This window comes from Streptomyces sp. NPDC001822, assembly GCF_042892135.1.
Taxonomy (GTDB): Bacteria; Actinomycetota; Actinomycetes; order Streptomycetales; family Streptomycetaceae; genus Streptomyces.
The window spans coordinates 379,143-401,615 of record NZ_JBIATW010000004.1 but is presented as its reverse complement, the minus strand read 5'-3'; the positions used below and the strand labels follow the sequence as shown (position 1 = coordinate 401,615).

Here is a 22,473-nt window from a genome sequence, read left to right as displayed (position 1 = left end):
CTCGTGCGGATCCGGGCTACCGGAAAGCCCATGGTAACGACCCCTGGGCAGGTCCTCGCCCGGGGCGTGTGAACCCCTTACAGCGCAGGACGGGTACCCGGATGTTCCCGGGTACCCGTCCTGTGCGTCTCCACACACGTGCTGTTGCCGCACGGTGCAGGTCAGAGGGTGATCAGAGCCTCCAGCGGCGCTCCGCGCAGTCCGGCCTCGAGCCGGGCACGGCCCGCGAGGAAGCCGAGCTCCATCAGCACCGAGACCCCGACGACCTGGGCGCCGGCCCGCCGGATGAGCTCCAGCGACGCCTCCGCCGTACCACCGGTGGCGAGGACGTCGTCGATGACCATGACCCGGTCGTCGGCGGACAGGTCCTCGGCGTGGATCTCGATCTCCGCCGTGCCGTACTCCAGCTCGTACGCCTGCCCGAGGGTGGCGCCGGGCAGCTTGCCCGCCTTGCGCACGGGCACGAACCCGATCCCGGACCGTACGGAGACCGGCGCTGCCAGGATGAACCCCCGCGCCTCGAGCCCGACGATCTTGGTGGCTCCGTGCAGGGTGCACAGGTCCGCGAAGAAGTCGGTGAGGGCGGCGAAGGCGACCGGGTCCGCGAGCAGCGGGGTGATGTCCTTGAACAGCACTCCGGGCTTCGGATAGTCCGGTACGTCCCTGATCCGGCTGAGCAGCAGCTCCCGGGTCGCGTCGGTCACGCTCGTCATCGGCGGTTCCGGGGACTGCGGCCGTGGCCTCCGGCCTGCCGGCGCTGGCCGACGACCGCGCCCGCGGGCTCGGTGTCGCCGTCGGAGTCCTGCACCAGGTCCTCGTGCTCGCTCTCGGCGGACTCCCCCTTGGCCGCGGCGGCGGCACGCTTGGCGAGGATGCGCTTCTTCAGTGCCTTTATCTGCGGCTCGCGCTCCTTGAGGTCGGCGACCAGCGGAGTGGCGATGAAGATCGAGGAGTACGCGCCCGCGGCCAGGCCGACGAACAGCGACAGCGAGATGTCGTTCAGCGTGCCGGCGCCCAGGACGCCGCCACCGATGAACAGCAGGCCGGCGACCGGGAGCAGCGCCACGACGGTGGTGTTGATGGAACGCACCAGCGTGCCGTTGATGGACCGGTTGGCGATCTCGCTGTAGGTCCAGCGGGTCTGCTTGGTGATCCCCTTCGTGCCCTCCTTGAGGCTGTCGAAGACGACGACCGTGTCGTAGAGGGAGTAACCGAGGATGGTGAGCAGACCGATCACGGTGCCCGGGGTGACCTCGAAGCCGACCAGGGCGTAGACGCCGACCGTGATCGTGATGTCGTGGATCAGCGCGATGAGGGCCGCCACCGCCATGCGCCACTCGAAGGCGATCGCGAGGTAGACCACCACGAGGACCATGAAGATGCCGAGGCCGGTCCAGGCCTTGTTCGCGATCTGCTCGCCCCAGCTGGGGCCGACCAGGTCGGCGTTGATCTTCGCCTCGGGGATGCCGAGGTCCTTCGAGAGCTCGGTCTTGATCTGGTCGGCCTTGGCGGTGTCGACCTCGGTGATCTGGATCCGGAGCCCGCCGTTGCCGAGCTCCTGGACGATCGCCTCGTGACCGGAGGCGGCAACCGCCTCCTCGTGGACCTGCGAGACCGAGATCTTGGCCTTGGTGTCCGTCGTGAAGACGGCACCGCCCTTGAACTCGATGCCCAGGTTGAGACCACTGACCGCCAGGCCGACGATGGCCGTGATGGTGATCAGGATCGATACGCCATACCAGATCTTGCGCTTGCCGATGAAGTCGTAACCGACCTCGCCACGGTAGAGCCGGGCGCCGAGATCGCCGAGTCGCGACATCTCACGCCTCCTTCGGGTGGTCGGTGCGGGCGTTGACGCGACGCGAGCGGCGCAGCGGCGGCTGGGCGCCGAGCCGCTCCGGGTCCAGGCCGGACCACGGGTGACCGCCGCCGAAGAACTTCGTGCGGGCCATCAGCGTCATGACGGGCTTGGTGAAGAGGAACACCACGACCACGTCGAGCACGGTCGTGAGGCCGAGCGTGAACGCGAAGCCCTGGACCTTGCCGACGGTGACGAGGAAGAGCACCGCCGCGGCGAGGAACGACACGAAGTCGGACACCAGGATGGTGCGGCGGGCACGCGGCCACGCGCGCTCGACGGCCGGACGGAGCGTGCGGCCCTCCCGGATCTCGTCACGGATGCGTTCGAAGTAGACGATGAACGAGTCCGCTGTGATGCCGATCGCCACGATCGCACCGCAGACGGCCGGGAGGTTCAGCGCGAAGCCGATGGCCGGGCCGAGCAGCGCCATGATCGTGTACGTCAGGATGCCGGAGGCCAGGAGGCTGAGGAGCGCGATGAGCGCCAGGCCGCGGTAGTAGGCCACCAGGTAGATGACGACCAGGGCCAGACCGATGGCACCGGCGATGAGACCGGCCTGCAGCTGCTCGCCGCCGAGTGCGGCGGTGACGGTGGTGACCGTGTCCTCGCTGAAGGACAGCGGCAGCGCACCGTAGGACAGGACGTTCGCCAGGTCCTCCGCGGACTGCTGGGTGAAGCTGCCGGAGATCTCGGCGCTGCCGCTGAGCGCCTCGTTCACCTGGGGCGCGGAGACGACCTCACCGTCGAGGGCGATCGCGAACTGGTTCTGCGGGGACTGCTGCGCGGACAGCTTCTTGGTGATCGTCTGGAACTTCTTGGAGCCCTTGTCGGTGAACTCCATCGAGACGAGCCAGATGCCGCGCTGCTGGTCGAACTGTGCCTTCGCGTCGTCGACGTCCGTACCGGAGACCGCGGCCGGGCCGAGGAGGTACTTGGCGTCGCCCTCGGAGCTGCACGCGACCGTGGGGTCCTCGGGCTTGACACCGACGCCGGCGGCCACGCGGGCCTCCTTGTCGGCGCAGTCGAGCTCCGTGAACTTCTTCTGGAGCGCCGCGGTGGCGGGGTCGGGGGCCTCGGTCGCCGCAGGGCTCTTCGAGGACTCCGCCGCACCGGAGGTGCTGGCCTTGGGCGTCGGCGTCGCGTCCTTCTTCAGGGCGCCGGTGACGGCACGGCCCTGGGTGGTGGCACCGTCCGAAGGCGTCGCCTTCGAGCCGGACGCGGTCTCCGGCTCCGTCGCCTTGGCGCTCGGCTTCGCCGAACCGGTCGCCGACGGGCTCGCGGAGCCCTCAGGCGTCGGTGCACCGTCCGCGACCGTCAGCACGGGCCGGAAGTAGAGCTGGGCGGTCGTGCCGACCTGCTCCCGGGCCTGCTTCGAGTTCGTCCCCTTGGGGATGTTGACGATGATGTTCGACGCGCCCTGGGTCTGAACCTCGGCCTCGGAGACGCCCAGACCGTTGACACGGCGTTCGATGATGCCGACCGCGGTGTTCATGTTGGTCTCGTTGATCGCGTCAGGCTTGCCGGGCTGGCTCTTCGCCTTGAGCGTGATCGATGTACCGCCGGCGAGGTCGATACCGAGCCGGGGCGTGGTGTGACCGGACAGGAAAATCCCGCCGGTCAGGGCGACCATGGCAATCAGGATCAGAGCCAGGGCACGGCCCGGCCTGCCCTGTCCACCGGTTGAGCCCCGGCCTTTCTTCGGTGCTGCCACCTTTTTGTTTCTCCCTGTCCAACCGCCCCGCGCCGGGTACGCGCCCGAGCGGCCACGAAGTGTTGTGAGGACCCGCCCCCGCAGAAAGCCGCACGGCCCGTGAGAAGCCGGACACCCGAAGGTGCCCGGCGTCTGTGGGTCGTGGAACTACTTGGCGTCGCTCTCGCCGTCGGCCTTTGCGTCCTTGGACTCGGCGCCCTTGGCTTCCTTCGCCACCGTCTCGCCCTCGGCCTTCTTGCCCAGGTCGATCTTCGCGACGTCGTCGGCCGCGTCCGCTTCCGCGGGCTCACCGCCGGTCAGCGAGGAGGCGTCGTCGGGCACGAGCGTGCCGTCGGAGTCGTCGCCGTGGACGATGCGGTTGTACTCCGCGTCGTCCAGGACGGCACCGATGGAGTTCTTGGCGTAGACGGCGTGGACGCCGGGTGCGACCTCGAGGAGGACCGTGTCGTCCTGGATCTCCTTGACGGTGGCGTACATGCCCCCGATCGTCCGGACGCCCGTGCCGGGCTGCATTTCGGTGCGCATCTGCGCAGCCGCCTGCTGCTTCTTCTTGGCGGACCGGGTCATCAGGAACATGGCCCCGATGAGCACGATGAAGGGGAGGAGGGTCACGAGACTCACGGGACGGACTTCCTTCGCACGACCACGCTGGAATTCACGCGGCCTGGTCTACGGGGGTGTGGGTACACCGACCCGATACGGGCGGCATCGGCGGAGTCTAAGCGAGTCCGCATCGTTGGAACAACGTCCAGCATGGCACCCGGGTTCCCCTGCTGGCCAACCCGTGACACGTCACGCCCCGAACAGGCCCTGTTGTCCCTTTACGCCGTGCTGCGGAGGCACGAGGCCGAGGTGCGCCCAGGCTGCGGGGGTGGCGACCCTGCCGCGCGGCGTCCTGGCGAGCAGTCCCTCCCGCACGAGGAAGGGCTCGGCGACCTCCTCGACCGTCTCGCGCTCCTCCCCCACGGCCACCGCGAGGGTGGAGAGCCCGACGGGGCCTCCGCCGAAGAGCTTCAGCAGGGCGCCGAGCACCGCGCGGTCCAGGCGGTCGAGCCCGCGGGCGTCCACCTCGTACACCCGCAGGGCGGCGGCCGCGATGTCCCGGTCGATGTGTCCCTCGGCCTTGACCTGGGCGTAGTCCCGGACACGGCGCAGCAGACGGTTGGCGATTCGGGGCGTGCCCCGGGAGCGTCCGGCGATCTCGGCGGCGCCGGCCGTGTCTATGGCGACGTCCAGGAGCCCGGCGGACCTGTGGATGACCCGCTCCAGCTCGGTGGGGGCGTAGAACTCCATGTGGCCGGTGAATCCGAAGCGGTCGCGGAGCGGGGGCGGCAGCAGTCCGGCCCTGGTGGTGGCACCGACCAGGGTGAACGGGGGCAGTTCCAGCGGGATGGCGGTGGCGCCGGGGCCCTTGCCGACGATGACGTCGACCCGGAAGTCCTCCATCGCCATGTAGAGCATCTCCTCCGCGGGCCGCGACATGCGGTGGATCTCGTCGAGGAAGAGGACCTCACCCTCCTGGAGGGAGGAGAGGATCGCGGCGAGGTCTCCGGCGTGCTGGATCGCGGGGCCGGAGGTGATGCGGATCGGGGCGCCCATCTCCGCGGCGATGATCATGGAAAGGGTGGTCTTCCCGAGACCGGGGGCGCCGGAGAGCAGGACGTGGTCGGCCGTGGCCCCCCGTGCGCGGGCCGCCTTCAGGACCAGGTCGAGCTGTTCGCGCACCTTTTCCTGGCCGACGAATTCATGGAGGTCCTTAGGGCGCAGGGCCGCTTCGACCGCGGTGTCCTCACCGTCCGCCCCGGCGGCGACCAGGCGGTCGTCCAGCCGCTCGTCGGTGAGTTCGCCGGTGTCGGGCCCGGTCTCGTCCCAGTTCATCTCGTCAGTCCCGCCTCGGGTGTTTCGGTGCCGGTCCGTGCGGTGTTCCGGCCGGCGTGCGGGGCGCGTCGGCGCCCCCGGGGTCAGCGTGCGCGGTTGAGCGTCTGCAGGGCGGCGCGGAGAAGCTGGGGCACGGGGGCCTGTCCCCCGCCCGCGATCGCGGCCTCGGCCTGCGGTGCCACGGCCGTGACCGCCTCGTCCGCCTCGCGGGTGGCGTAGCCGAGGCCGATCAGGGCGGCCTGGAGCTGGTCGCGCCAGGAGGAGCTGACGGCGGTGCCGACGCCCTGCTGCCCGATGTGCGCGCCGACCGGCTCGCCCAGCCGGTCCTTGAGCTCCAGGAGGAGCTTCTGCGCGCCCTTCTTGCCGATGCCGGACACAGCGGTGAGTGCCTTCTCGTCACCGGTGGCGACCGCGATGCGCAGGGCGTCCGGGCTGTGTGTGGCGAGCATGGCCTGGGCCAGCCGGGGGCCGACACCACTGGCGGTCTGGAGGAGTTCGAAGACCTGCCGCTCGTCGTCGTCGGCGAAGCCGTAGAGCGTGAGCGAGTCCTCCCGCACGACGAGGGAGGTAGCCAGCCTGGCCTCCTGGCCGATCCGCAGGCCGGCGAGGGTGCCGGGGGCGCACTGGACGGCCATGCCGATGCCGCCGACCTCGATCACGGCCGTGGTCGGAGCGAGGGCGGCCACCGGGCCGGAGACGAAGGCGATCATGCGGTGCGGCCTTTCAGCGTGCGATGGGCGGCGACGGCCTGCTGCAGTCGGTTCTGCGCGGGTGCGCGCCAGATGTGGCAGATGGCGAGGGCGAGTGCGTCGGCGGCGTCCGCGGGCTTCGGGGGCGCGTCGAGCCGCAGGAGCCGGGTCACCATGGCTCCGACCTGGGCCTTGTCGGCGCGTCCCGATCCCGTGACGGCCGCCTTGACCTCGCTGGGGGTGTGCAGGGCGACGGGGATGCCCCGGCGGGAGGCGCAGAGCATGGCGACCGCGCTGGCCTGGGCGGTGCCCATCACCGTGCGGACGTTGTGCTGGGCGAACACCCGCTCCACGGCGACGAACTCGGGGCGGTGCTCGTCGAGCCACGCCTCGATGCCCCGCTCGACGGCGACCAGCCGGTGGCCGAGCTCCGCGTCGGCCGGGGTCCGCACGACGCCGACGCCGAGCATGGTCAGCGGCCGGCCGGGGACGCCCTCGACGACTCCGACACCGCACCGGGTCAGCCCCGGGTCCACGCCCAACACCCGCATCTGAGGGCCCCCTCCGCCGCTCGGTCACCTGTTCCCGCAGGCTATCGGGTCCCACCGACAATGCGGCGGGCCGACGGGGTGTGTCCCGTCGGCCCGCCGGCGTACCGCGTGTCACCGCCCTCAGGCGTCGACCTTCTCCATGACCTCGTCGGACACGTCGAAGTTGGCGAAGACGTTCTGCACGTCGTCGCTGTCCTCCAGCGCGTCGATCAGCTTGAAGATCTTGCGCGCGCCCTCCTCGTCGAGCTCGACCTGCATGGTCGGGACGAAGTTGGCCTCGGCCGAGTCGTAGTCGATGGAGGCGTCCTGCAGCGCCGTGCGGACCGCGACCATGTCGGTGGCCTCGCTGAGCACCTCGAACGTGTCACCGAGGTCGTTGACCTCCTCGGCACCCGCGTCGAGCACGGCACCGAGCACGTCGTCCTCGGACAGCTCGCCCTTGGGGACGATCACGACGCCCTTGCGGTTGAACAGGTACGACACCGAACCCGGGTCCGCCATCGAACCGCCGTTGCGGGTCATCGCGACACGGACGTCGGACGCGGCGCGGTTGCGGTTGTCGGTCAGGCACTCGATGAGCACCGCGACGCCGTTCGGGCCGTAGCCCTCGTACATGATCGTCTCGTAGTCGGCGCCACCGGCTTCGAGGCCGGCACCGCGCTTGACCGCCGAGTCGATGTTCTTGTTCGGGACCGAGCTCTTCTTCGCCTTCTGGATGGCGTCGAAGAGGGTCGGGTTACCGGACACGTCGGCGCCGCCCGTACGGGCCGCGACCTCGATGTTCTTGATCATCTTCGCGAAGAGCTTGCCGCGCTTGGCGTCGATCACGGCCTTCTTGTGCTTCGTCGTAGCCCATTTAGAGTGGCCGGACATCTGCCTTCTCCTTCGCGTCACCAAAATCGATCCGAACCCGAGAGATCCTACCGGGATCGAATCAGCCCACGGCGCGCACCATGTCGGTGAAGAACGCGTGCAGACGATGGTCCCCGGTCAGTTCCGGGTGGAACGAGGTCGCCAGGGCGTTTCCCTGGCGTACGGCCACGATATGACCGCCGTGCGTCGCGAGGACCTCGGCGCCGGCGCCCACGGACTCCACCCAGGGGGCCCGGATGAAGACGCCGTCGACCGGGCCGCCGGGCACTCCGTCGACCTCGACGGCCGCCTCGAAGGACTCGTTCTGCCGCCCGAAAGCGTTACGGCGCACGATCATCTCGATACCGCCCACGGTCTCCTGGCCCGCGCGGGGGTCGAGGATCTTGTCGGCGAGCAGGATCATCCCGGCGCAGGTCCCGTAGACCGGCATCCCGGAGGCGACCCGCTCGCGCAGCGGTTCCATCATGCCGAACAGCACGGCGAGCTTGGACATGGTGGTGGATTCGCCGCCGGGTATGACGAGCCCGTCGACCTCGGCGAGCTCCTCGGGGCGCCGGACCGGCCTGGCCAGGGCGTCCGCCGTGGCCAGGGCCGTCAGGTGCTCCCGCACGTCGCCCTGCAGAGCCAGGACTCCGATGACAGGGGTGTCGTTCATCGGTGCTTACCAGCCGCGGTTGGCGTAGCGCTCGGCCTCGGGCAGCGTGTCGCAGTTGATGCCGACCATGGCCTCGCCCAGGTTGCGCGAGGCGTCCGCGATGATCTTCGGGTCGTCGTAGAAGGTGGTCGCCTTCACGATGGCCGCCGCCCGCTTGGCCGGGTCGCCGGACTTGAAGATGCCGGATCCGACGAAGACGCCCTCGGCTCCGAGCTGACGCATCAGGGCCGCGTCCGCGGGGGTGGCGACACCACCGGCGGAGAACAGGACGACGGGCAGCTTGCCGAGCTCGGCGACCTCCTTGACCAGCTCGTACGGGGCGCGGAGGTCCTTGGCGGCGGCGTACAGCTCGTTGTTGTCGAAGCCGCGGAGCCGGGCGATCTCGTTCTTGATCTGGCGCAGGTGGCGGACGGCCTCGACGACGTTGCCGGTGCCGGCCTCGCCCTTGGAGCGGATCATGGCCGCGCCCTCGGCGATGCGGCGCAGGGCCTCGCCCAGGTTGGTGGCGCCGCAGACGAAGGGGGTGGTGAAGGCGAACTTGTCGCTGTGGTTGACCTCGTCGGCCGGGGTGAGGACCTCGGACTCGTCGATGTAGTCGACGCCGAGGGACTGGAGCACCTGGGCCTCGACGAAGTGGCCGATGCGGGACTTGGCCATGACGGGGATGGAGACGGCCTCGATGATCTCTTCGATCATGTTGGGGTCGGACATCCGGGCCACGCCGCCGTCCTTGCGGATGTCGGCGGGCACCCGCTCCAGGGCCATGACGGCCACGGCGCCCGCGTCCTCGGCGATCTTCGCCTGCTCGGCGTCGACGACGTCCATGATCACGCCGCCCTTGAGCTGCTCGGCCATACCGCGCTTGACGCGGGCGGTACCGGTGGCCGGGGTCTCGGCGGACTGCGGGGTGCTGGGAAGCGTGGACACGGATCGACCTCACTGGGGTGAAAGACTCGGAATGCTGCAGATCCGAGCAAACGCTCCGGGCCCGGTCCACAGCAAGGGCCAATGGACAGCGCGTGGATCGTTCCGCGTGCGGCCCCTCAGCTTCCGGGCCGGTCCGCAAGAGCCACCGGCGGCTCGTCGTCCATCTCGACCGCGAGGGGGAAGGGCGCGTGGCCGGCGAGCCTGAACAGCCGTACCGTCCGGTGCCTGCGCAGTGCGCGGGCGGCGCGCACCGCGTCGTTGTGGAAGCGGCGGGCCATCGGTACGCGGCGCACGGCGGCGGCCAGTTCCCTCGCCGCGTCCTCGCCGCCGGGGAACTCCTTCACCGCCTCCACCTGCGCGGGCTCGCCGAACACGGCGCGCAGAGCGGTGCTCAGCTCGCTCTCGGCGACCTCGCGCTGCTCCTCCGCGGCCTGCCGGGCCGCGTGCGCGGCCTCGTACAGCACGATCGACGCCGCGGGGTCCAGGACACCGGATGTGGCCACTTCCTGGGTGACCGAGGCGCGCCGCAGCAGCTGGGCGTCCAGCGCCGCGCGTGCCGCGTCGATACGGGCGTGGAGCCGGTCGAGCCGCCCGGCGGTCCAGCTCAGGTACAGGCCGATCGCGACGAGTGCGACGACGGTCCAGATGAGGATTTCGATCACGGGCGGCAAGGCTACCGTCGGCTCCGGCCGGTACCCGCCTCCGGGCCCCGGCCCCCGGCTCTCAGTCCCGGGCGAGGCCGAAGCGCCCGCGCAGCCCGAGGCGTTCGTCGGTGTCCACGGCGGCCGCACCGTCCGTGACCGTCTCGTACACCGCCAGGATGTCCGCACCCACCGTGGTCCAGTCGAAGCGGCGCACGTGCGCGCTGCCGCGCTCCCGGAGTCCGGCGCGCCGTTCCGGGTCCCCGAGGAGCCTGACGGCAGCCGCCGCCAGCGCGTCGGCGTCCTCGTTGGCGAAGAGGTCGCCCGCGGCGCCCTGGTCCAGGACCTGGGCGAAGGCGTCGAGGTCGCTGGCGAGCACGGGCGCCCCGGCCGAGAGCGCCTCGACGAGGATGATGCCGAAGCTCTCACCGCCGGTGTTCGGGGCGACGTAGACGTCGACGCTGCGCAGCAGCCGCGCCTTGTCCTCGTCGCTCACCATGCCGAGGAATTCGACGCGGCCGCGCATCTCCTCGGGCAGGGAGGCGACGGCCTCCTCCTCGTCCCCGCGTCCGGCGACCAGCAGCCGGGTGTCCGGGCGGGCGGCGAGGATCGCCGGGAGTGCCTTCATGAGGACGGGAAGCCCCTTGCGGGGCTCGTCGATGCGCCCTATGAAGCCGAGCGTGCCGCCCTGCCACTCGGCCTTCGGCTCGGCCGCCGCGAAGAAGTCGACGTCGACCCCGTTGGGGATGACCACCGCGTCGCCGCCGAGGTGCTCGACCAGGGTCCGCCGCGCGTACTCGCTGACCGCGATACGGGCGCTGATCTTCTCCAGGGCCGCCTGCAGGATCGCGTAGGCCGCGATCATGGCGCGGGAGCGCGGGTTGGACGTGTGGAAGGTGGCCACGATCGGCCCGCTGGCCGCCCAGCAGGTGAGCAGTCCGAGCGAGGGCGAGGTGGGCTCGTGGATGTGGATGACGTCGAAGGTGCCGTCCTTCAGCCAGCGCCGGACCCGCGCCGCCGACAGGAAGCCGAAGTTGAGCCGGGCGACCGAGCCGTTGTACGGGACGGGCACCGCCCGGCCCGCGGAGACGACGTACGGCGGCAGCGGGGTGTCGTCGTCGGCGGGGGCCAGCACCGAGACGTCGTGGCCGAGGCGGATCAGGTGCTCGGCGAGGTCGCGGATGTGGAACTGCACACCGCCCGGGACGTCCCAGGAGTACGGGCAGACGATGCCGATCTTCACGGAGCTTCCCCCTGGGGTTCCAGATCGGAGAGCCAGAGCCGCTGCAGCATGTGCCAGTCCTCCGGGTGCTCGGCGATCCCGCCGGCGAAGGCGTCCGCCAGCTCCTGTGTCATGGCGGACGTCTTCTCGGCGCGGGTGCCCGTCTCCGGCACGGCGACCGGCGGGTGCACGCGTGCCTGCATCACGGGTGTGCCGTCGTACCAGAGGGTGACGGGCAGCAGCAGCGCGCCGGTCTGCTGAGCCAGCAGGGCGGGCCCGGCGGGCATGCGCGCGGTGTCCCCGAAGAAGTCGACCTCGATGCCCGAGGCCGACAGGTCGCGGTCGGCGACCAGGCAGACCAGGCCGCCGGAGCGCAGCCGGCGCGCCAGGGTCCCGAAGGCGGCACCCCCCTCGTGCGGGAGGACCTCCATGCCCAGGCCCTGGCGGTAGGCCACGAAACGGTCGTAGAGGGTCTCCGGCCTGAGCCGTTCGGCGACCGTCGTGAACGGCACCTTGAGGTCGGTGGTGACCCACGCGCCCGCCAGGTCCCAGTTCCCGAGGTGCGGCAGCGCGAGGACGACGCCCTGCCCCGCGTCCAGACCCTCCGTGAGCCGGTGGGCGTCACGGACGTTGATGGACTCCTTGATCCGCCGCGGACTCCACGTCGGCAGCCGGAAGGACTCCATCCAGTAGCGCATGTACGAACGCATGCCGGCCCTGGACAGTTCGGCGAGCCGGGCGGCGTCCGCGTCGGGAACCACCCTCGCGAGGTTCGACTCCAGGCGCAGGACGGACTTCCCGCGCCGCTTCCACACCTGGTCGGCCAGGGTGCGGAACAGTGCGGTGGCCACCGGCTCGGGAAGCTTCTTGACGGCGCCCCAGCCGAGCCCGTAGAGCCCGTCGGTCAACCGTTCCCTCAGGTCGGACGCGGTGCCGGTCACTGTGCCGTCCCGCTCCCGCGTTCCGCGGACCCGCCCTGGACGGCCGCGGCGGCGTCCGCCTCCGCCGACTCCCGGCGCACGGTCACCACCCGCTGGACCAGGGTCACCAGGCTGCCCGCGGCGACGGCCCACAGGGCGATCGGCAGCAGGATCTGGATCCCCGGGACCCCGAAGGCGTGGAGGCCGGCGAAGCCGGCGGCGACCAGGGAGATGACCAGCCGCTCGGCGCGCTCCACCAGGCCGTTCACCGCGACCGGAAGCCCGATCGACTCGCCCCGGGCCTTGGTGTACGAGACCACCTGGCCGCTGGCCAGGCAGAAGATCGCGACCGCGCACAGCACGTTGTCGTCACCGTTGCCCGCGTACCAGAGCGCGAAGCCGGCGAAGATCGCCCCGTCCGCCACCCGGTCGAGCGTCGAGTCGAGGAACGCGCCCCACCGGCTGGAGATCCCGGCCTGGCGGGCCATGTTGCCGTCGACCAGGTCGGAGAAGACGAAGACCGTGATCACGATCGTGCCCCAGAAGAACTCCCCCATCGGGAAGAAGACCAGCGCACCTGCCATCACTCCGGCCGTGCCGACGAGTGTGACCGCGTCGGGGCTGACCCCGAGTCGGAGCAGCAGAGCGGCGAACGGTGTGAGGACACGCGTAAAAAATGCACGCGCGTACTTGTTCAGCATGGCCTTCCCGAGGTTCGGTGGGCGCCGTGCGGCCCCTTCGGCCACCGGCCGCACCATCGTAGTCACGAGCCGTGCCGGGCAACGGCGGGGCACCCCGTCCCGTCGGGTCTCCCGGATGTCCGGGCGCGCGGAGGGCGACGTATGGACGGGGTGGGCCACGGGTGCGAAGCTCGAATGACCGCGGGCGTCGCCGGGGCCGCCGCGGCCGCCGCCGGTCGTCCGCTCCCAGTTCTCGCGGTATCGCGCCGCCGATCGGGAGGCACGCGTCATGGGTGACAGGACACACACGCACCCCGGGGCCGCCGGAGGGGCGACGGCGGCCGGCCCGCCCGGTTCCGTACGGAACGTCGCGCTGGTCGGCCACAGCGGCTCGGGAAAGACCACGCTGGTCGAGGCCCTCGCGCTGACGGCGGGTGCCGTCAACAAGGCCGGCCGGGTCGAGGACGGGGCCACCGTGTCGGACCACGACGAGATCGAGCGGCGCAGCGGGCGCTCCGTGCAGCTCTCACTGGTCCCGGTCGACTGGGAGGGCTGCCGGATCAATCTTCTGGACACCCCCGGCTACGCGGACTTCGTCGGGGAGCTGAGGGCCGGTCTGCGCGCGGCGGACGCGGCCCTCTTCGTGGTCTCGGCCGCGCAGGAGGCGGAGGCCGTGGCGGGCACGACCCGGGCGCTCTGGGAGGAGTGCGCGGCGGTGGGGATGCCGAGGGCCGTCGTCGTCACGCACCTGGACACCGCGCGCACCCCGTTCGAAGAGCTGACGCGGGTCTGCGGTCGTGTCCTCGGCGGCGGCGACCCCGACGCCGTACTCCCCCTGTACCTGCCGGTGGAGGGCCCCGAGGGCCCGGACGGGCGCGCCCCGCTGACCGGGCTCACCGGGCTCCTCACCGGCCGGATCCTCGACTACTCCTCGGGGGAACGGCGCGAGCTGCCGCCCGTCGGGGAGCAGCGGGAGCCGCTCCTGAGGGCCCGTGCCCGGCTGATCGAGGGGATCATCGCCGAGAGCGAGGACGAGACCCTGATGGACCGCTACCTCGGCGGCGGCGAGATCGACACCGGCACGCTCGTCCGCGACCTGCGGCGCGCCGTCGCGAGGGGGTCCTTCCACCCGGTCCTCACCGCGGCCCCGGCCGCCGCGGGAGCCCGTCAGGGGATCGGGACGGTGGAGCTGCTGGACCTGATCACCGCCGGGTTCCCCGCGCCGTCGGAGCGCGTGGCGCCCGCCGTCACCGGTGCGGACGGCGCCGCCCGTCCCGCTCCGGTCTGCGATCCGGGGGCGCCCCTGGTCGCCGAGGTCGTGAAGACGGCATCCGACCCGTACGTGGGACGGATCTCCCTCGTCCGCGTCTTCTCCGGCACCCTGCGCCCCGACGAGACCGTGCACGTGTGGGGCCACGGCCTCACCGATCCCTCGGGCGGACCGCGCCCCCGCCACGAGGCCGACGTACGCGTGGGGGCGCTCACGGCTCCCTTCGGAGGGCAGCAGCGCCCCCTGGACAGCTGCGCCGCGGGAGACCTGGCGTGCGTGTCCAAGCTGACCGGGGCGGAGACCGGCGACACGCTCTCCGCCACCGGTGATCCGCTGCTGATGGAGCCGTGGTCCATGCCCGACCCGTTGATGCCCCTGGCCGTGCGCGCCCACGGCAAGGCGGACGAGGACAAGCTCTCGCAGGGCCTGGCCCGCCTCGTCGCCGAGGATCCCACCCTGCGCCTGGAGCGGAACCCGGACACCCGCCAGGTGGTCCTGTGGTGCATGGGCGAGGCCCACACGGGCGTCGCGCTGGAGCGCCTGCGCGGCAGGTACGGCGTCCAGGTCGACGCGGAGCCCCACCGGGTCCCGCTCCGCGAGACGTTCGCCGCGCGCTCCACCGGACGCGGACGCCACGTCAAGCAGTCCGGGGGCCACGGCCAGTACGCCGTCTGCGAGATCGAGGTGGAACCGCTGGCGCCGGGCGCGGGTCTGGTGTTCGTCGACGAGGTGGCCGGCGGCTCGGTGCCCCGGCAGTTCGTCGCGTCCGTGGAGAAGGGGGTACGCGCGCAGGCGGCCCGCGGGGTCGCGGCCGGGCACCCGCTGGTGGACGTGCGCGTGACCCTGCTCGACGGGAAGTCCCACTCGGTCGACTCCTCGGACGCCGCTTTCCAGGCCGCGGGCGCGCTGGCCCTGCGTGACGCCGCCGCGGACACCCGCGTCGACCTCCTCGAACCCGTCGCGGAGGTCGCGGTCCTGGTCCCCGACGACTACGTGGGGGCCGTCATGGGCGACCTCTCGGGACGGCGCGGCCGCGTCGTCGGCACCGAACAGGAGGCCGGGGGGCGAACCCTCGTGAGGGCCGAGGTTCCGGAGATCGAGATCGGCACCTACACGGTGGACCTCCGCTCGCTGACGCACGGCACCGGCCGGTTCGACCGGGCGTACGCCCGGCACGAACCCATGCCCCCGCAGCTCGCCGACCGCCTCCGCACAGCACACGAGAACACCGCGAACACCGCCTGACCGACCGCGTACGACGTCTTCCGGCCTCCGTCGGCAGAACGGGAGGCCGGCCGCCCGGCCCGGACGATACGCTGTGATCCCAGCTCAGAAGGTGTGCGACGTCCGATAGTTGGGAACAGCCGCAGAAGCAGGCCGTGCGGGCGAGTGGGGGCGACAGTGGCCAACGACGGATTCGATTTCTCTCCCGGAGCGCAGATCCCGCTCCAGGGTGCGGGTGCACAGGCGGTGGCGACGAACGCGCTCGCCTCTGCCGCGTACCGGGACAGCGACGTGAAGGAGATCCTGAAGGCCAACAGCGAGTGGCACAAGTCCGAGGTGAAGACGGGCGAGTCCAAGCTGTTCAAGTCCGACTACTTCAAGCCCAATCTGGGCGAGGCGTACTCCAGGGCCGTCCAGGAGCGCATGCTCGGCGGTGGCCGCGCGGCACTGATCCAGTCGTTCGGCACGGACCCTCAGACCGTCGTCGAGCACTGCCTGTCCGCGACCCGGCTGCGCAAGGCGCGGGACACCAGGCTGACCGTGATCACCGCGGTCTGCGGCATCGTCTTCCTGCCCGGGCTGCTGTTCTGGGTCCTCGCCTTCCGGCTGCGCGACTCCCTCAACAAGTCCAAGGACTCGTTCTTCAAGGCCCTCGGCGGCGTCCTGCTCGTCGTGATCGGCGGCCTCGCCGCGGTCTTCCTGATCGCCATGCCGCTCACCGGGCTGCCGGCGCTCTATCTGCGTGCCGCCGCCGTCGCGCCTCTGATCGGCTGGGTGCTGGCCAAGCGGATCGCGGAATCGTCGGTGCGGGATCTGCGCGCCCGCTGGGAGGGGCTCCTCTCCGGTGCCGGCGTCAGCGCGAAGATTCCCGAAGCCGCGCCCAAGAACCCCAACGAGACGGCTCGCGAGGCCCTGCGCCAGGGCCTGGAGAAGCTCTCGGCCGAGCAGCAGTCCAACTCCGTGTTCTACGCGGGCCCCAAGGGCGTCCTCGGCATGGGCACGCGCTGGGGCAGCTGGCAGCTCGCCGAGGAACTCACCCCGGAGGATCCGGCCAAGGAGATCCACCAGTTCCGCAGCTGGGACGTCGTCCGCGCCATCCACGACCAGTTGAAGCTGCTGGAGCGCGGACCGCTGAACACCGGCGGCTTCCCCACCCCGTCCGTCAAACACTGGATCGTCTCCCCCGTCGGCGAGAACGCGGACTCGGTGTCCCGGCCCGCGGGCGAGGACGTCGCCACCTTCCAGGTCAAGCCCCACGAGATACAGCGGATCTGCAATCACCAGCAGTTCGGCAGCGGCGACCGCCACTACCTGGGCGTCCAGTTCACCCTGTGGGACGGCCAGCTCGTGATCACGATGCTGATCACGGTCACGGTGCTGCACGAGACCCTGCGGATCGAGGTCACCGGACACGCCCTGGGCCCGGTCCACGGTCTCTTCCTGACCAAGCCCGAGGCGCCGACCAAGACGGTCAAGAAGGCCGTCCGCTTCTGGGAGACCCGGAAGGTCGCGCTCCCGCTCGTCAAGGCCGAAGAGGTGGTCAGGCTCGCCCTGCGCGCCCCGCTCACCTGGTATCCGCCGCTCCTCGACTACCTGGGCGGCAAGATCGTCCTGCCCGAGCCGTTCGGTCTGCGCCACGCCTGGGCGGCCAAGCCGTGGGGCCACCGGTTCATGGCCGACGACGCCATGCGCGCGGCCACCCCGGTCCTGCGCGTCGTGCACTCCGCCGCGAAGCGGGTCCTGCAGGAGCACGGCGTCGCGACCGAGCGCTTCGACAACCGGTCCATGGTCCTCAGCGGGCTGGTCCAGGACGCCGCCCCGAGGAAGGCCGACGTCTACGACGCGTGAGCTCCCCGGGGCGGACCCGCGATCAGGCCGCCCCGCCCTCGGGCCATACGCCGGCCAGCATCGTCCGGGTGTCCCCGAGCAGCTGCGGCAGCACCTTGGTGTGCCCGACGACCGGCATGAAGTTGGTGTCCCCGCCCCAGCGGGGCACCACGTGCTGGTGCAGGTGGGCGGCGATGCCGGCACCGGCGGCCTCGCCCTGGTTCATCCCGATGTTGAAGCCGTGCGCGCCCGAGGCCGCCCTCAGCGCGACCATCGCGCGCTTGGTGAAGTCGGCCAGCTCGGCCGTCTCGGGACCGTCCAGCTCCGTGTAGTCGGCGACGTGCCGGTAGGGCACCACCATGAGGTGCCCGCCGTTGTAGGGGTACAGGTTGAGCACGGCGTAGACCTTCTCGCCGCGCGCGACGACGAGCCCGTCCTCGTCCGACTTCGAGGGGATCACGCAGAAGGGACAGCCGTCCCCGGACCCCGGGCCGCTCGGCTTGTTCTCGCCCTGGATGTAGGCCATCCGGTGGGGCGTCCACAGGCGCTGGAACGCGTCGGGCGTCCCCACTCCGAACTGCTGCTCCGGCTCACTCGTCATACCGGTCAGCATATTGCGTCACTCCCGCCGCGCGTGTCGCCGGGGCCGACCCGGCCGGCCCACCGGGATGCTGGCGCCATGAACGACCGCCCCCCGGCCCCCGTCCCCCCTCGGCTCCTGGAGTGGGAGCAGCGCACGGAGGGGCCGCTCTTCGTCGCGGCGATGGTCTTCCTGCTGGGTTACTCGGTCCGCGTGCTCGCCCCCGGCGACGCGGGCCCCCTGCGCGACCTCGCCCTCGCCCTGGTCTGCGCGACCTGGCTGCTCTTCGCCGCGGACTACGCGACGAGGCTCCGGCTCAGCGGTCTGGGCAGGCGCTTCGTGCGCGTGCACTGGCTGGACACCGTGGTCCTGCTGCTGCCGCTGCTCCGGCCGCTGCGCATGGTCCAGGTCTACACGGCGGTCCAGAAGCGACGGGAGAGACCCCGGCTGAGCCTCTACGCACGGGTGATGGCGTACGCCAGTCTCACGGCGGTCCTGCTGGGCTTCTCGGCGGCGCTCGCGGTCTACCACCAGGAGCACGACGCGCCCGGGGCCTCGATCCGCACCTTCGGTGACTCGGTGTGGTGGGCGTGCGCGACGCTGACGACGGTGGGCTACGGCGACGCGGTCCCGGTCACGTTCGGCGGCCGGGCCGTCGCGGTCGTGCTGATGGCCTGCGGGCTGGCGCTGCTGGGCGCGGTGACGGGGTCGTTCTCGTCGTGGCTGCTGCAGGTGTTCAGGCGGGAGGACGAGAGGCCCCCGGGGGACGCGTAGCGCTCCCCGGGGGCCTCCTCGCGGCCCGGATCAGACCTGGACGCGGTCCTCGACGGCCTTCGCGATCTTGGCGATGGCGTCGTCGACCGGGATGCCGTTCTCCTGCGAACCGTCGCGGTAGCGGAAGGAGACGGCACCGTTGGCCATGTCCTCGTCGCCCGCGATGATCATGAAGGGCACCTTGGCCTTCTGCTGGTTGCGGATCTTCTTCTGCATGCGGTCGGACGAGGAGTCCACGTCCACCCGCAGACCCTGCTTGCGCGCCTTCGCGGCGAACTCCTGCAGGTAGGGGATGTGGGCGTCGCCGATCGGGATGCCGACGGCCTGGACCGGGGCGAGCCAGACCGGGAAGGCCCCGGCGTAGTGCTCGAGCAGCACCGCGAAGAAGCGCTCGATGGAGCCGAACAGCGCGCGGTGGATCATGACCGGGCGCTGCTTGGTGCCGTCCGGGCCGGTGTACTCCAGGTCGAAGCGCTCCGGCAGGTTGAAGTCGAGCTGCACGGTCGACATCTGCCAGGTCCGGCCGATGGCGTCCTTGCACTGCACCGAGATCTTCGGGCCGTAGAACGCGGCGCCGCCCGGGTCCGGGACCAGCGGGAGGCCCTGCTTCTCGGCGACCTGCCGCAGCGTCTCGGTGGCCTCCGCCCAGGTCTCGTCCGAGCCGACGTACTTCTCCGGGTCCTTGGTCGAGAGCTCCAGGTAGAAGTCGGTCAGGCCGTAGTCGCGCAGGAGGTTCAGGACGAAGGTGAGCGTCCGGTCGAGCTCCTCGGCCATCTGCTCGCGGGTGCAGTAGATGTGCGCGTCGTCCTGGGTGAAGCCGCGCGAGCGGGTCAGTCCGTGGACGACACCCGACTTCTCGTAGCGGTACACCGTGCCGAACTCGAACAGGCGCAGCGGGAGCTCACGGTACGAGCGGCCGCGCGCGTCGAAGATCAGGTTGTGCATCGGGCAGTTCATCGGCTTGAGGTAGTAGTCCACCCCGTCGTCGAGCTGCATGGGCGGGTACATGCCGTCGGCGTACCAGTCGAGGTGGCCGGACTTCTCGAAGAGCTTGCCCTTGGTGGCGTGGGGGCTGTAGACGAACTCGTAGCCCTCCTCCTCGTGGCGGCGCCGCGAGTAGTCCTCCATGGCCCGGCGGATGACGCCGCCCTTGGGGTGGAAGACGGCGAGGCCGGGACCGATCTCGTCGGGGAAGGAGAAGAGGTCCAGCTCGTTGCCGAGCTTGCGGTGGTCGCGCTTGGCGGCCTCCTCCAGGAACTCCAGGTGCGCCTTGAGCTCGTCCTTGGTGGGCCAGGCGGTGCCGTAGATGCGCTGGAGCATCGGGTTCTTCTCGCTGCCGCGCCAGTACGCCGCGGCGTTCCGCATCAGCTTGAACGCCGGGATGAACCGGGTGGTCGGCAGGTGCGGACCACGGCAGAGGTCCTTCCAGCACAGCTCGCCGGTCTTGGCGTCGAGGTTGTCGTAGATGGTCAGCTCGGCGCCGCCCACCTCGACGTCCGCGCCGTCGTCCGAGGACGCGGACCCCTTGATGCCGATGAGCTCCAGCTTGTACGGCTCGTCCGCGAGCTCCTCGCGTGCGGCCTCGTCGCTGACGACCCGGCGGGAGAACCGCTGCCCCCGCTTCTGGATCTCCTGCATCTTCTTCTCGATGGCCTTGAGGTCCTCGGGCGTGAACGGCTTCTCGACGTCGAAGTCGTAGTAGAAGCCGTCCTTGACCGGCGGGCCGATGCCCAGCTTGGCCTCGGGGTGCAGCTCCTGCACGGCCTGGGCCATCACGTGTGCGGTGGAGTGCCGCAGGATGTCGAGGCCGTCCTCGGAGGAGATCTCCACGGGCTCGACGACCTCGCCGTCCGCGAGCACGTACGCCAGGTCCCGGAGTTCGCCGTCGACCCGCGCGGCGACGACGGTGCGCTGCCCGGGGAAGAGTTCGGCGGCCGTCGTGCCCGTCGTCACCACGTGCTCTTCCCGCTCGGAATCGCGTTGGATGATCACACGGACGTCTGACACCGGTCTCTCCTGACTGAGGGGGTACGCCGCTTTCCTCTGCGCGCGCAAGAGCGATCGTACCGAGCCGGGGGCCCTCGACGCGAAAGGGATACCCGGGGCTACTCCTCGTCCCCCGAGCAGGCCTCCTCGAAGTAGTCGAGGTTCTCGTGGAGCGACTTCATCAGCCGGTCCCGCTCCGCTTCGTCCACCTGCACGGGCGCGACCTGCGAGGCGCCCGTGAGACGGCGGAACCCGCCCCGGTTCTCCAGCCGGCCCTCCACCCGCAGCGGCAGTCCGACCAGGTGGGCGTGGCCCGCGATCCGGTAGGCCTCCTCGTCGAGTTCGATCCGCACGTGCGCGACCTCGGCCCCCGCGAGCACCCTCAGGCGCACGACGCCGGGCCCGCGCGGCCCCGGGCGCCGCAGCCGGACGACGGCTCCGGTGATCCGCACGGGAACGGCCGGCTCGTCGCGGAGGTAGCGGACCCCCGCCAGACGGAGCGCGGGCAGGTCGCCGGGGGAGAACTCGACGGGCTCCGGGCTCGCGGGGCAGCCCGGCGGGGTTCCGGCGGAGGGCGCCCAGGCCAGGGTGATCCCGGCACCTTCGGCTCCCCTGACCAGCGCCACGACCGCCTCGGTCAGTTCACGGCTGACCCCGGCGGCCACCGCCGCGTCGAAGGCCTCCATCCCGCCGGTGGCGCGCTGGTAGTCGACCGCCTCCCGGGTGGCGTGCAGCGCCGAGTAGAGCTGTACGGCGACGTCCCGGCCCCGGGCCACCGGCACGAACGCGGTGAGGGCGCGGCCTCCGGCGGCCGGCCCGACGAGGGTGCCGTCGAGCGCCGTCCGTGCCTTCCTGCGGTGGCGTGCTCCGTGGTAACCGGCCCTGCCGCGCACGGCCAGGGCCCCGGCGAGCAGTATCTGCCGTGCGGCCGTGCGCAGTTGGTCCGCGCCGGTCCAGTCGGCGGCGCCCGCTGCCCCTTCGGGCACGTCCCGCCACCAGCGGATCTCGTCGCTGGGCACGGTGAGCGCGACGAGGACGTCCCGGGCCGACGGCTCGGCACTGCGGGCGAGGGCGGTGAGGGCTTCGGCGAGCAGGTCCACGCTGTCGGGGAACCCGGTGGTGTCCGGCACGAGCAGGCTCGTGCCCGAGGCCGCGGGGCCGGGCGGGGTCCACCGGCCGTAGCGCCCCCTCGGGCCCCCGCGCCGCCACCCGTGCCGCAGCAGGAGGGCGCCCAGGACGGCGGGGTCGACCTGCGCGGGGTCGGGTCCCGGGCCGGGTTCGGATGCCGGTCCGGCGTACGGGACCGGGGCGAGCCCGTCCGCGCGGGAACGGCCGTCGGTGTCGTCGGTGTACGGGTGCGTCCGTGTGCCCGCCGGGGGCGTTCCTCCGGTGGGCTCGTCCATCGACCGGTGCATCAGGGTCTCCCTCCCGCCCCGACCCGGGCCATGATCTCGCAGAGGGCGCGGTCGTCGAAGATCCGCGAGGTCGGGATGCGCACGGTGGTCCGGTACCGGCCCGTCACCGGGTGGCCGGCCAGATTCGTCCAGTAGCAGCAGTGGCGCAGGTCGAGCCGTTCGTGCCCGGCCCGCAGCCAGTCGTCCTGGCTGCGGGGGACGAGCATCACGACCAGGATCTTGTGCACCGACACGGGCGTGCGCGCGAGTTTCACCAGGTGTGCGTTGTCGAGGGTGAAGGAGAAGGCGGCGCCGGGCGGGTGCGGGGGGATCTGGTAGGTGCATTTCAGCTGCACCTTGACGGTCACTTCGTCGTCGACGGTGTGGTCGGGAGCGCCGTGGCTGACGTGCCAGTCGATGCCGTTGTCGGGGAAGGGCTGCGAGAGCGAGCAGCCCGCCGCGGCGGCCACGGCGTGGAGGTAGCCCACCTGGAGGGTCTCCATGCAGGCGGTGGTGGCGAGTGTGCCGCACAGCGGTGGTGCGTTCCGTTGCGACGGCGGCTTTCCCCCGTGGTCCTCGGTGCGGGCGGGACTCCCTGGGTTCGGCTGCGCGAGCGCCATGGCTCCGTGCCTTCCGGGCTGTGCCGACCGGTTGCCCGGTCTCCACTGACGGGCTGGTCAACTTCCTTGCTCGTCACTTGTGTTGTCACCGCAGGAGAGGTCCCGTAAACGGCGTATCAGGCATAGGGCGCGGGTATCACCGAATCGGGCGGAGTAATCCCGCCATCTGCCAAGCCGATGCGAGGAGTTC

General features: G+C 71.3%; 21 protein-coding genes. 3 read left to right on the top strand and 18 right to left on the bottom strand.

What is annotated here, in order from left to right; translation table 11 throughout:
* Positions 1-161 precede the first annotated feature (161 nt).
* The 14 genes from ACFYY2_RS12820 to pgsA form a co-directional block, all read right to left on the bottom strand.
* Positions 162-713, bottom strand: coding sequence for an adenine phosphoribosyltransferase (locus ACFYY2_RS12820; protein WP_388741029.1), 552 nt, complete (start codon positions 711-713; stop codon positions 162-164).
* On the bottom strand, positions 710-1,819 hold the full coding sequence (gene secF, locus ACFYY2_RS12815; RefSeq protein WP_388741027.1) for a protein translocase subunit SecF: 1,110 nt from the start codon (positions 1,817-1,819) through the stop codon (positions 710-712). The genes ACFYY2_RS12820 and secF overlap by 4 nt, the downstream gene beginning before the upstream one ends.
* A 1-nt stretch (position 1,820) precedes the next feature.
* The gene (secD, locus tag ACFYY2_RS12810) at positions 1,821-3,572 is read right to left on the bottom strand and encodes a protein translocase subunit SecD (protein ID WP_388741024.1); all 1,752 of its coding nucleotides are present in this window, start codon (positions 3,570-3,572) and stop codon (positions 1,821-1,823) included.
* A 147-nt stretch (positions 3,573-3,719) separates the two neighbouring features.
* Positions 3,720-4,193 carry a preprotein translocase subunit YajC gene (yajC, locus tag ACFYY2_RS12805; protein ID WP_388741022.1) on the bottom strand — a complete coding sequence of 158 codons (474 nt, stop codon included), beginning with the start codon at positions 4,191-4,193 and terminating at the stop codon, positions 3,720-3,722.
* 171 nt (positions 4,194-4,364) lie between these two features.
* Entirely contained in the window at positions 4,365-5,450 is a 1,086-nt protein-coding gene (gene ruvB / locus ACFYY2_RS12800) for a Holliday junction branch migration DNA helicase RuvB (RefSeq protein ID WP_327120548.1), read from the bottom strand.
* An 83-nt stretch (positions 5,451-5,533) separates the two neighbouring features.
* Complete coding sequence (gene ruvA, locus ACFYY2_RS12795; RefSeq protein WP_388741019.1) at positions 5,534-6,160, bottom strand: Holliday junction branch migration protein RuvA; 627 nt, start codon at positions 6,158-6,160, stop codon at positions 5,534-5,536.
* On the bottom strand, positions 6,157-6,690 hold the full coding sequence (gene ruvC, locus ACFYY2_RS12790; RefSeq protein WP_388741016.1) for a crossover junction endodeoxyribonuclease RuvC: 534 nt from the start codon (positions 6,688-6,690) through the stop codon (positions 6,157-6,159). Before ruvC ends, ruvA begins: the two co-directional genes overlap by 4 nt.
* A gap of 120 nt (positions 6,691-6,810) precedes the next feature.
* Positions 6,811-7,563, bottom strand: a complete 753-nt coding sequence (locus tag ACFYY2_RS12785) for a YebC/PmpR family DNA-binding transcriptional regulator (protein WP_014157346.1) — start codon at positions 7,561-7,563, stop codon at positions 6,811-6,813.
* Between the two features lie 61 nt (positions 7,564-7,624).
* A complete protein-coding gene (gene pdxT, locus ACFYY2_RS12780; protein WP_388741012.1) occupies positions 7,625-8,218 on the bottom strand; it encodes a pyridoxal 5'-phosphate synthase glutaminase subunit PdxT in 594 nt (197 codons plus the stop codon).
* A gap of 6 nt (positions 8,219-8,224) precedes the next feature.
* Positions 8,225-9,145, bottom strand: coding sequence for a pyridoxal 5'-phosphate synthase lyase subunit PdxS (pdxS, locus tag ACFYY2_RS12775; protein ID WP_388741008.1), 921 nt, complete (start codon positions 9,143-9,145; stop codon positions 8,225-8,227).
* Positions 9,146-9,261: 116 nt separating this feature from the next.
* Positions 9,262-9,807, bottom strand: a complete 546-nt coding sequence (locus ACFYY2_RS12770; RefSeq protein WP_388741006.1) for a hypothetical protein — start codon at positions 9,805-9,807, stop codon at positions 9,262-9,264.
* A 61-nt stretch (positions 9,808-9,868) separates the two neighbouring features.
* Positions 9,869-11,029 (bottom strand): glycosyltransferase family 4 protein, encoded by a 1,161-nt coding sequence (locus tag ACFYY2_RS12765; protein ID WP_388741003.1) that lies wholly within the window; start codon positions 11,027-11,029, stop codon positions 9,869-9,871.
* Entirely contained in the window at positions 11,026-11,949 is a 924-nt protein-coding gene (locus tag ACFYY2_RS12760) for a phosphatidylinositol mannoside acyltransferase (protein ID WP_388740999.1), read from the bottom strand. Before ACFYY2_RS12760 ends, ACFYY2_RS12765 begins: the two co-directional genes overlap by 4 nt.
* Positions 11,946-12,629, bottom strand: a complete 684-nt coding sequence (pgsA, locus tag ACFYY2_RS12755; RefSeq protein WP_388740996.1) for a phosphatidylinositol phosphate synthase — start codon at positions 12,627-12,629, stop codon at positions 11,946-11,948. Before pgsA ends, ACFYY2_RS12760 begins: the two co-directional genes overlap by 4 nt.
* Before the next feature lie 268 nt (positions 12,630-12,897).
* Here pgsA and ACFYY2_RS12750 point away from each other — a divergent pair, with 268 nt between their 5' ends.
* Together ACFYY2_RS12750 and ACFYY2_RS12745 are read left to right on the top strand one after the other, a co-directional pair.
* Positions 12,898-15,123 (top strand): elongation factor G-like protein EF-G2, encoded by a 2,226-nt coding sequence (locus ACFYY2_RS12750; protein WP_388740994.1) that lies wholly within the window; start codon positions 12,898-12,900, stop codon positions 15,121-15,123.
* Between the two features lie 156 nt (positions 15,124-15,279).
* A complete protein-coding gene (locus ACFYY2_RS12745; RefSeq protein WP_388740991.1) occupies positions 15,280-16,950 on the top strand; it encodes a hypothetical protein in 1,671 nt (556 codons plus the stop codon).
* Between the two features lie 22 nt (positions 16,951-16,972).
* On the opposite strand, the gene ACFYY2_RS12740 is transcribed toward ACFYY2_RS12745, so the two are convergent.
* On the bottom strand, positions 16,973-17,542 hold the full coding sequence (locus tag ACFYY2_RS12740) for an HIT family protein (protein WP_388740989.1): 570 nt from the start codon (positions 17,540-17,542) through the stop codon (positions 16,973-16,975).
* A 66-nt stretch (positions 17,543-17,608) separates the two neighbouring features.
* Between ACFYY2_RS12740 and ACFYY2_RS12735 the strand changes: the two genes are divergently transcribed.
* Positions 17,609-18,283, top strand: a complete 675-nt coding sequence (locus ACFYY2_RS12735) for a potassium channel family protein (RefSeq protein WP_388740986.1) — start codon at positions 17,609-17,611, stop codon at positions 18,281-18,283.
* 30 nt (positions 18,284-18,313) lie between these two features.
* On the opposite strand, the gene thrS is transcribed toward ACFYY2_RS12735, so the two are convergent.
* The 3 genes from thrS to ACFYY2_RS12720 all read right to left on the bottom strand — a co-directional run bounded on the left by thrS (position 18,314) and on the right by ACFYY2_RS12720 (position 22,283).
* Positions 18,314-20,290, bottom strand: a complete 1,977-nt coding sequence (thrS, locus tag ACFYY2_RS12730; protein ID WP_388740984.1) for a threonine--tRNA ligase — start codon at positions 20,288-20,290, stop codon at positions 18,314-18,316.
* Between the two features lie 98 nt (positions 20,291-20,388).
* The gene (locus ACFYY2_RS12725; protein ID WP_388740981.1) at positions 20,389-21,684 is read right to left on the bottom strand and encodes a hypothetical protein; all 1,296 of its coding nucleotides are present in this window, start codon (positions 21,682-21,684) and stop codon (positions 20,389-20,391) included.
* Positions 21,684-22,283 carry a DUF4365 domain-containing protein gene (locus ACFYY2_RS12720; RefSeq protein WP_388740978.1) on the bottom strand — a complete coding sequence of 200 codons (600 nt, stop codon included), beginning with the start codon at positions 22,281-22,283 and terminating at the stop codon, positions 21,684-21,686. The genes ACFYY2_RS12725 and ACFYY2_RS12720 overlap by 1 nt, the downstream gene beginning before the upstream one ends.
* Positions 22,284-22,473 lie beyond the last annotated feature (190 nt).

Coding starts and splice junctions, on each gene's coding strand:
- ACFYY2_RS12820 (WP_388741029.1), bottom strand. CDS start 713: ATGACGAGCGTGACCGACGCGACCCGGGAGCTGCTGCTCAGCCGGATC.
- secF (WP_388741027.1), bottom strand. CDS start 1,819: ATGTCGCGACTCGGCGATCTCGGCGCCCGGCTCTACCGTGGCGAGGTC.
- ruvB (WP_327120548.1), bottom strand. CDS start 5,450: ATGAACTGGGACGAGACCGGGCCCGACACCGGCGAACTCACCGACGAG.
- ruvA (WP_388741019.1), bottom strand. CDS start 6,160: ATGATCGCCTTCGTCTCCGGCCCGGTGGCCGCCCTCGCTCCGACCACG.
- ruvC (WP_388741016.1), bottom strand. CDS start 6,690: ATGCGGGTGTTGGGCGTGGACCCGGGGCTGACCCGGTGCGGTGTCGGA.
- ACFYY2_RS12785 (WP_014157346.1), bottom strand. CDS start 7,563: ATGTCCGGCCACTCTAAATGGGCTACGACGAAGCACAAGAAGGCCGTG.
- pdxT (WP_388741012.1), bottom strand. CDS start 8,218: ATGAACGACACCCCTGTCATCGGAGTCCTGGCTCTGCAGGGCGACGTG.
- pgsA (WP_388740996.1), bottom strand. CDS start 12,629: ATGCTGAACAAGTACGCGCGTGCATTTTTTACGCGTGTCCTCACACCG.
- ACFYY2_RS12750 (WP_388740994.1), top strand. CDS start 12,898: ATGGGTGACAGGACACACACGCACCCCGGGGCCGCCGGAGGGGCGACG.
- ACFYY2_RS12740 (WP_388740989.1), bottom strand. CDS start 17,542: ATGCTGACCGGTATGACGAGTGAGCCGGAGCAGCAGTTCGGAGTGGGG.
- ACFYY2_RS12735 (WP_388740986.1), top strand. CDS start 17,609: ATGAACGACCGCCCCCCGGCCCCCGTCCCCCCTCGGCTCCTGGAGTGG.
- ACFYY2_RS12725 (WP_388740981.1), bottom strand. CDS start 21,684: ATGCACCGGTCGATGGACGAGCCCACCGGAGGAACGCCCCCGGCGGGC.
- ACFYY2_RS12720 (WP_388740978.1), bottom strand. CDS start 22,283: ATGGCGCTCGCGCAGCCGAACCCAGGGAGTCCCGCCCGCACCGAGGAC.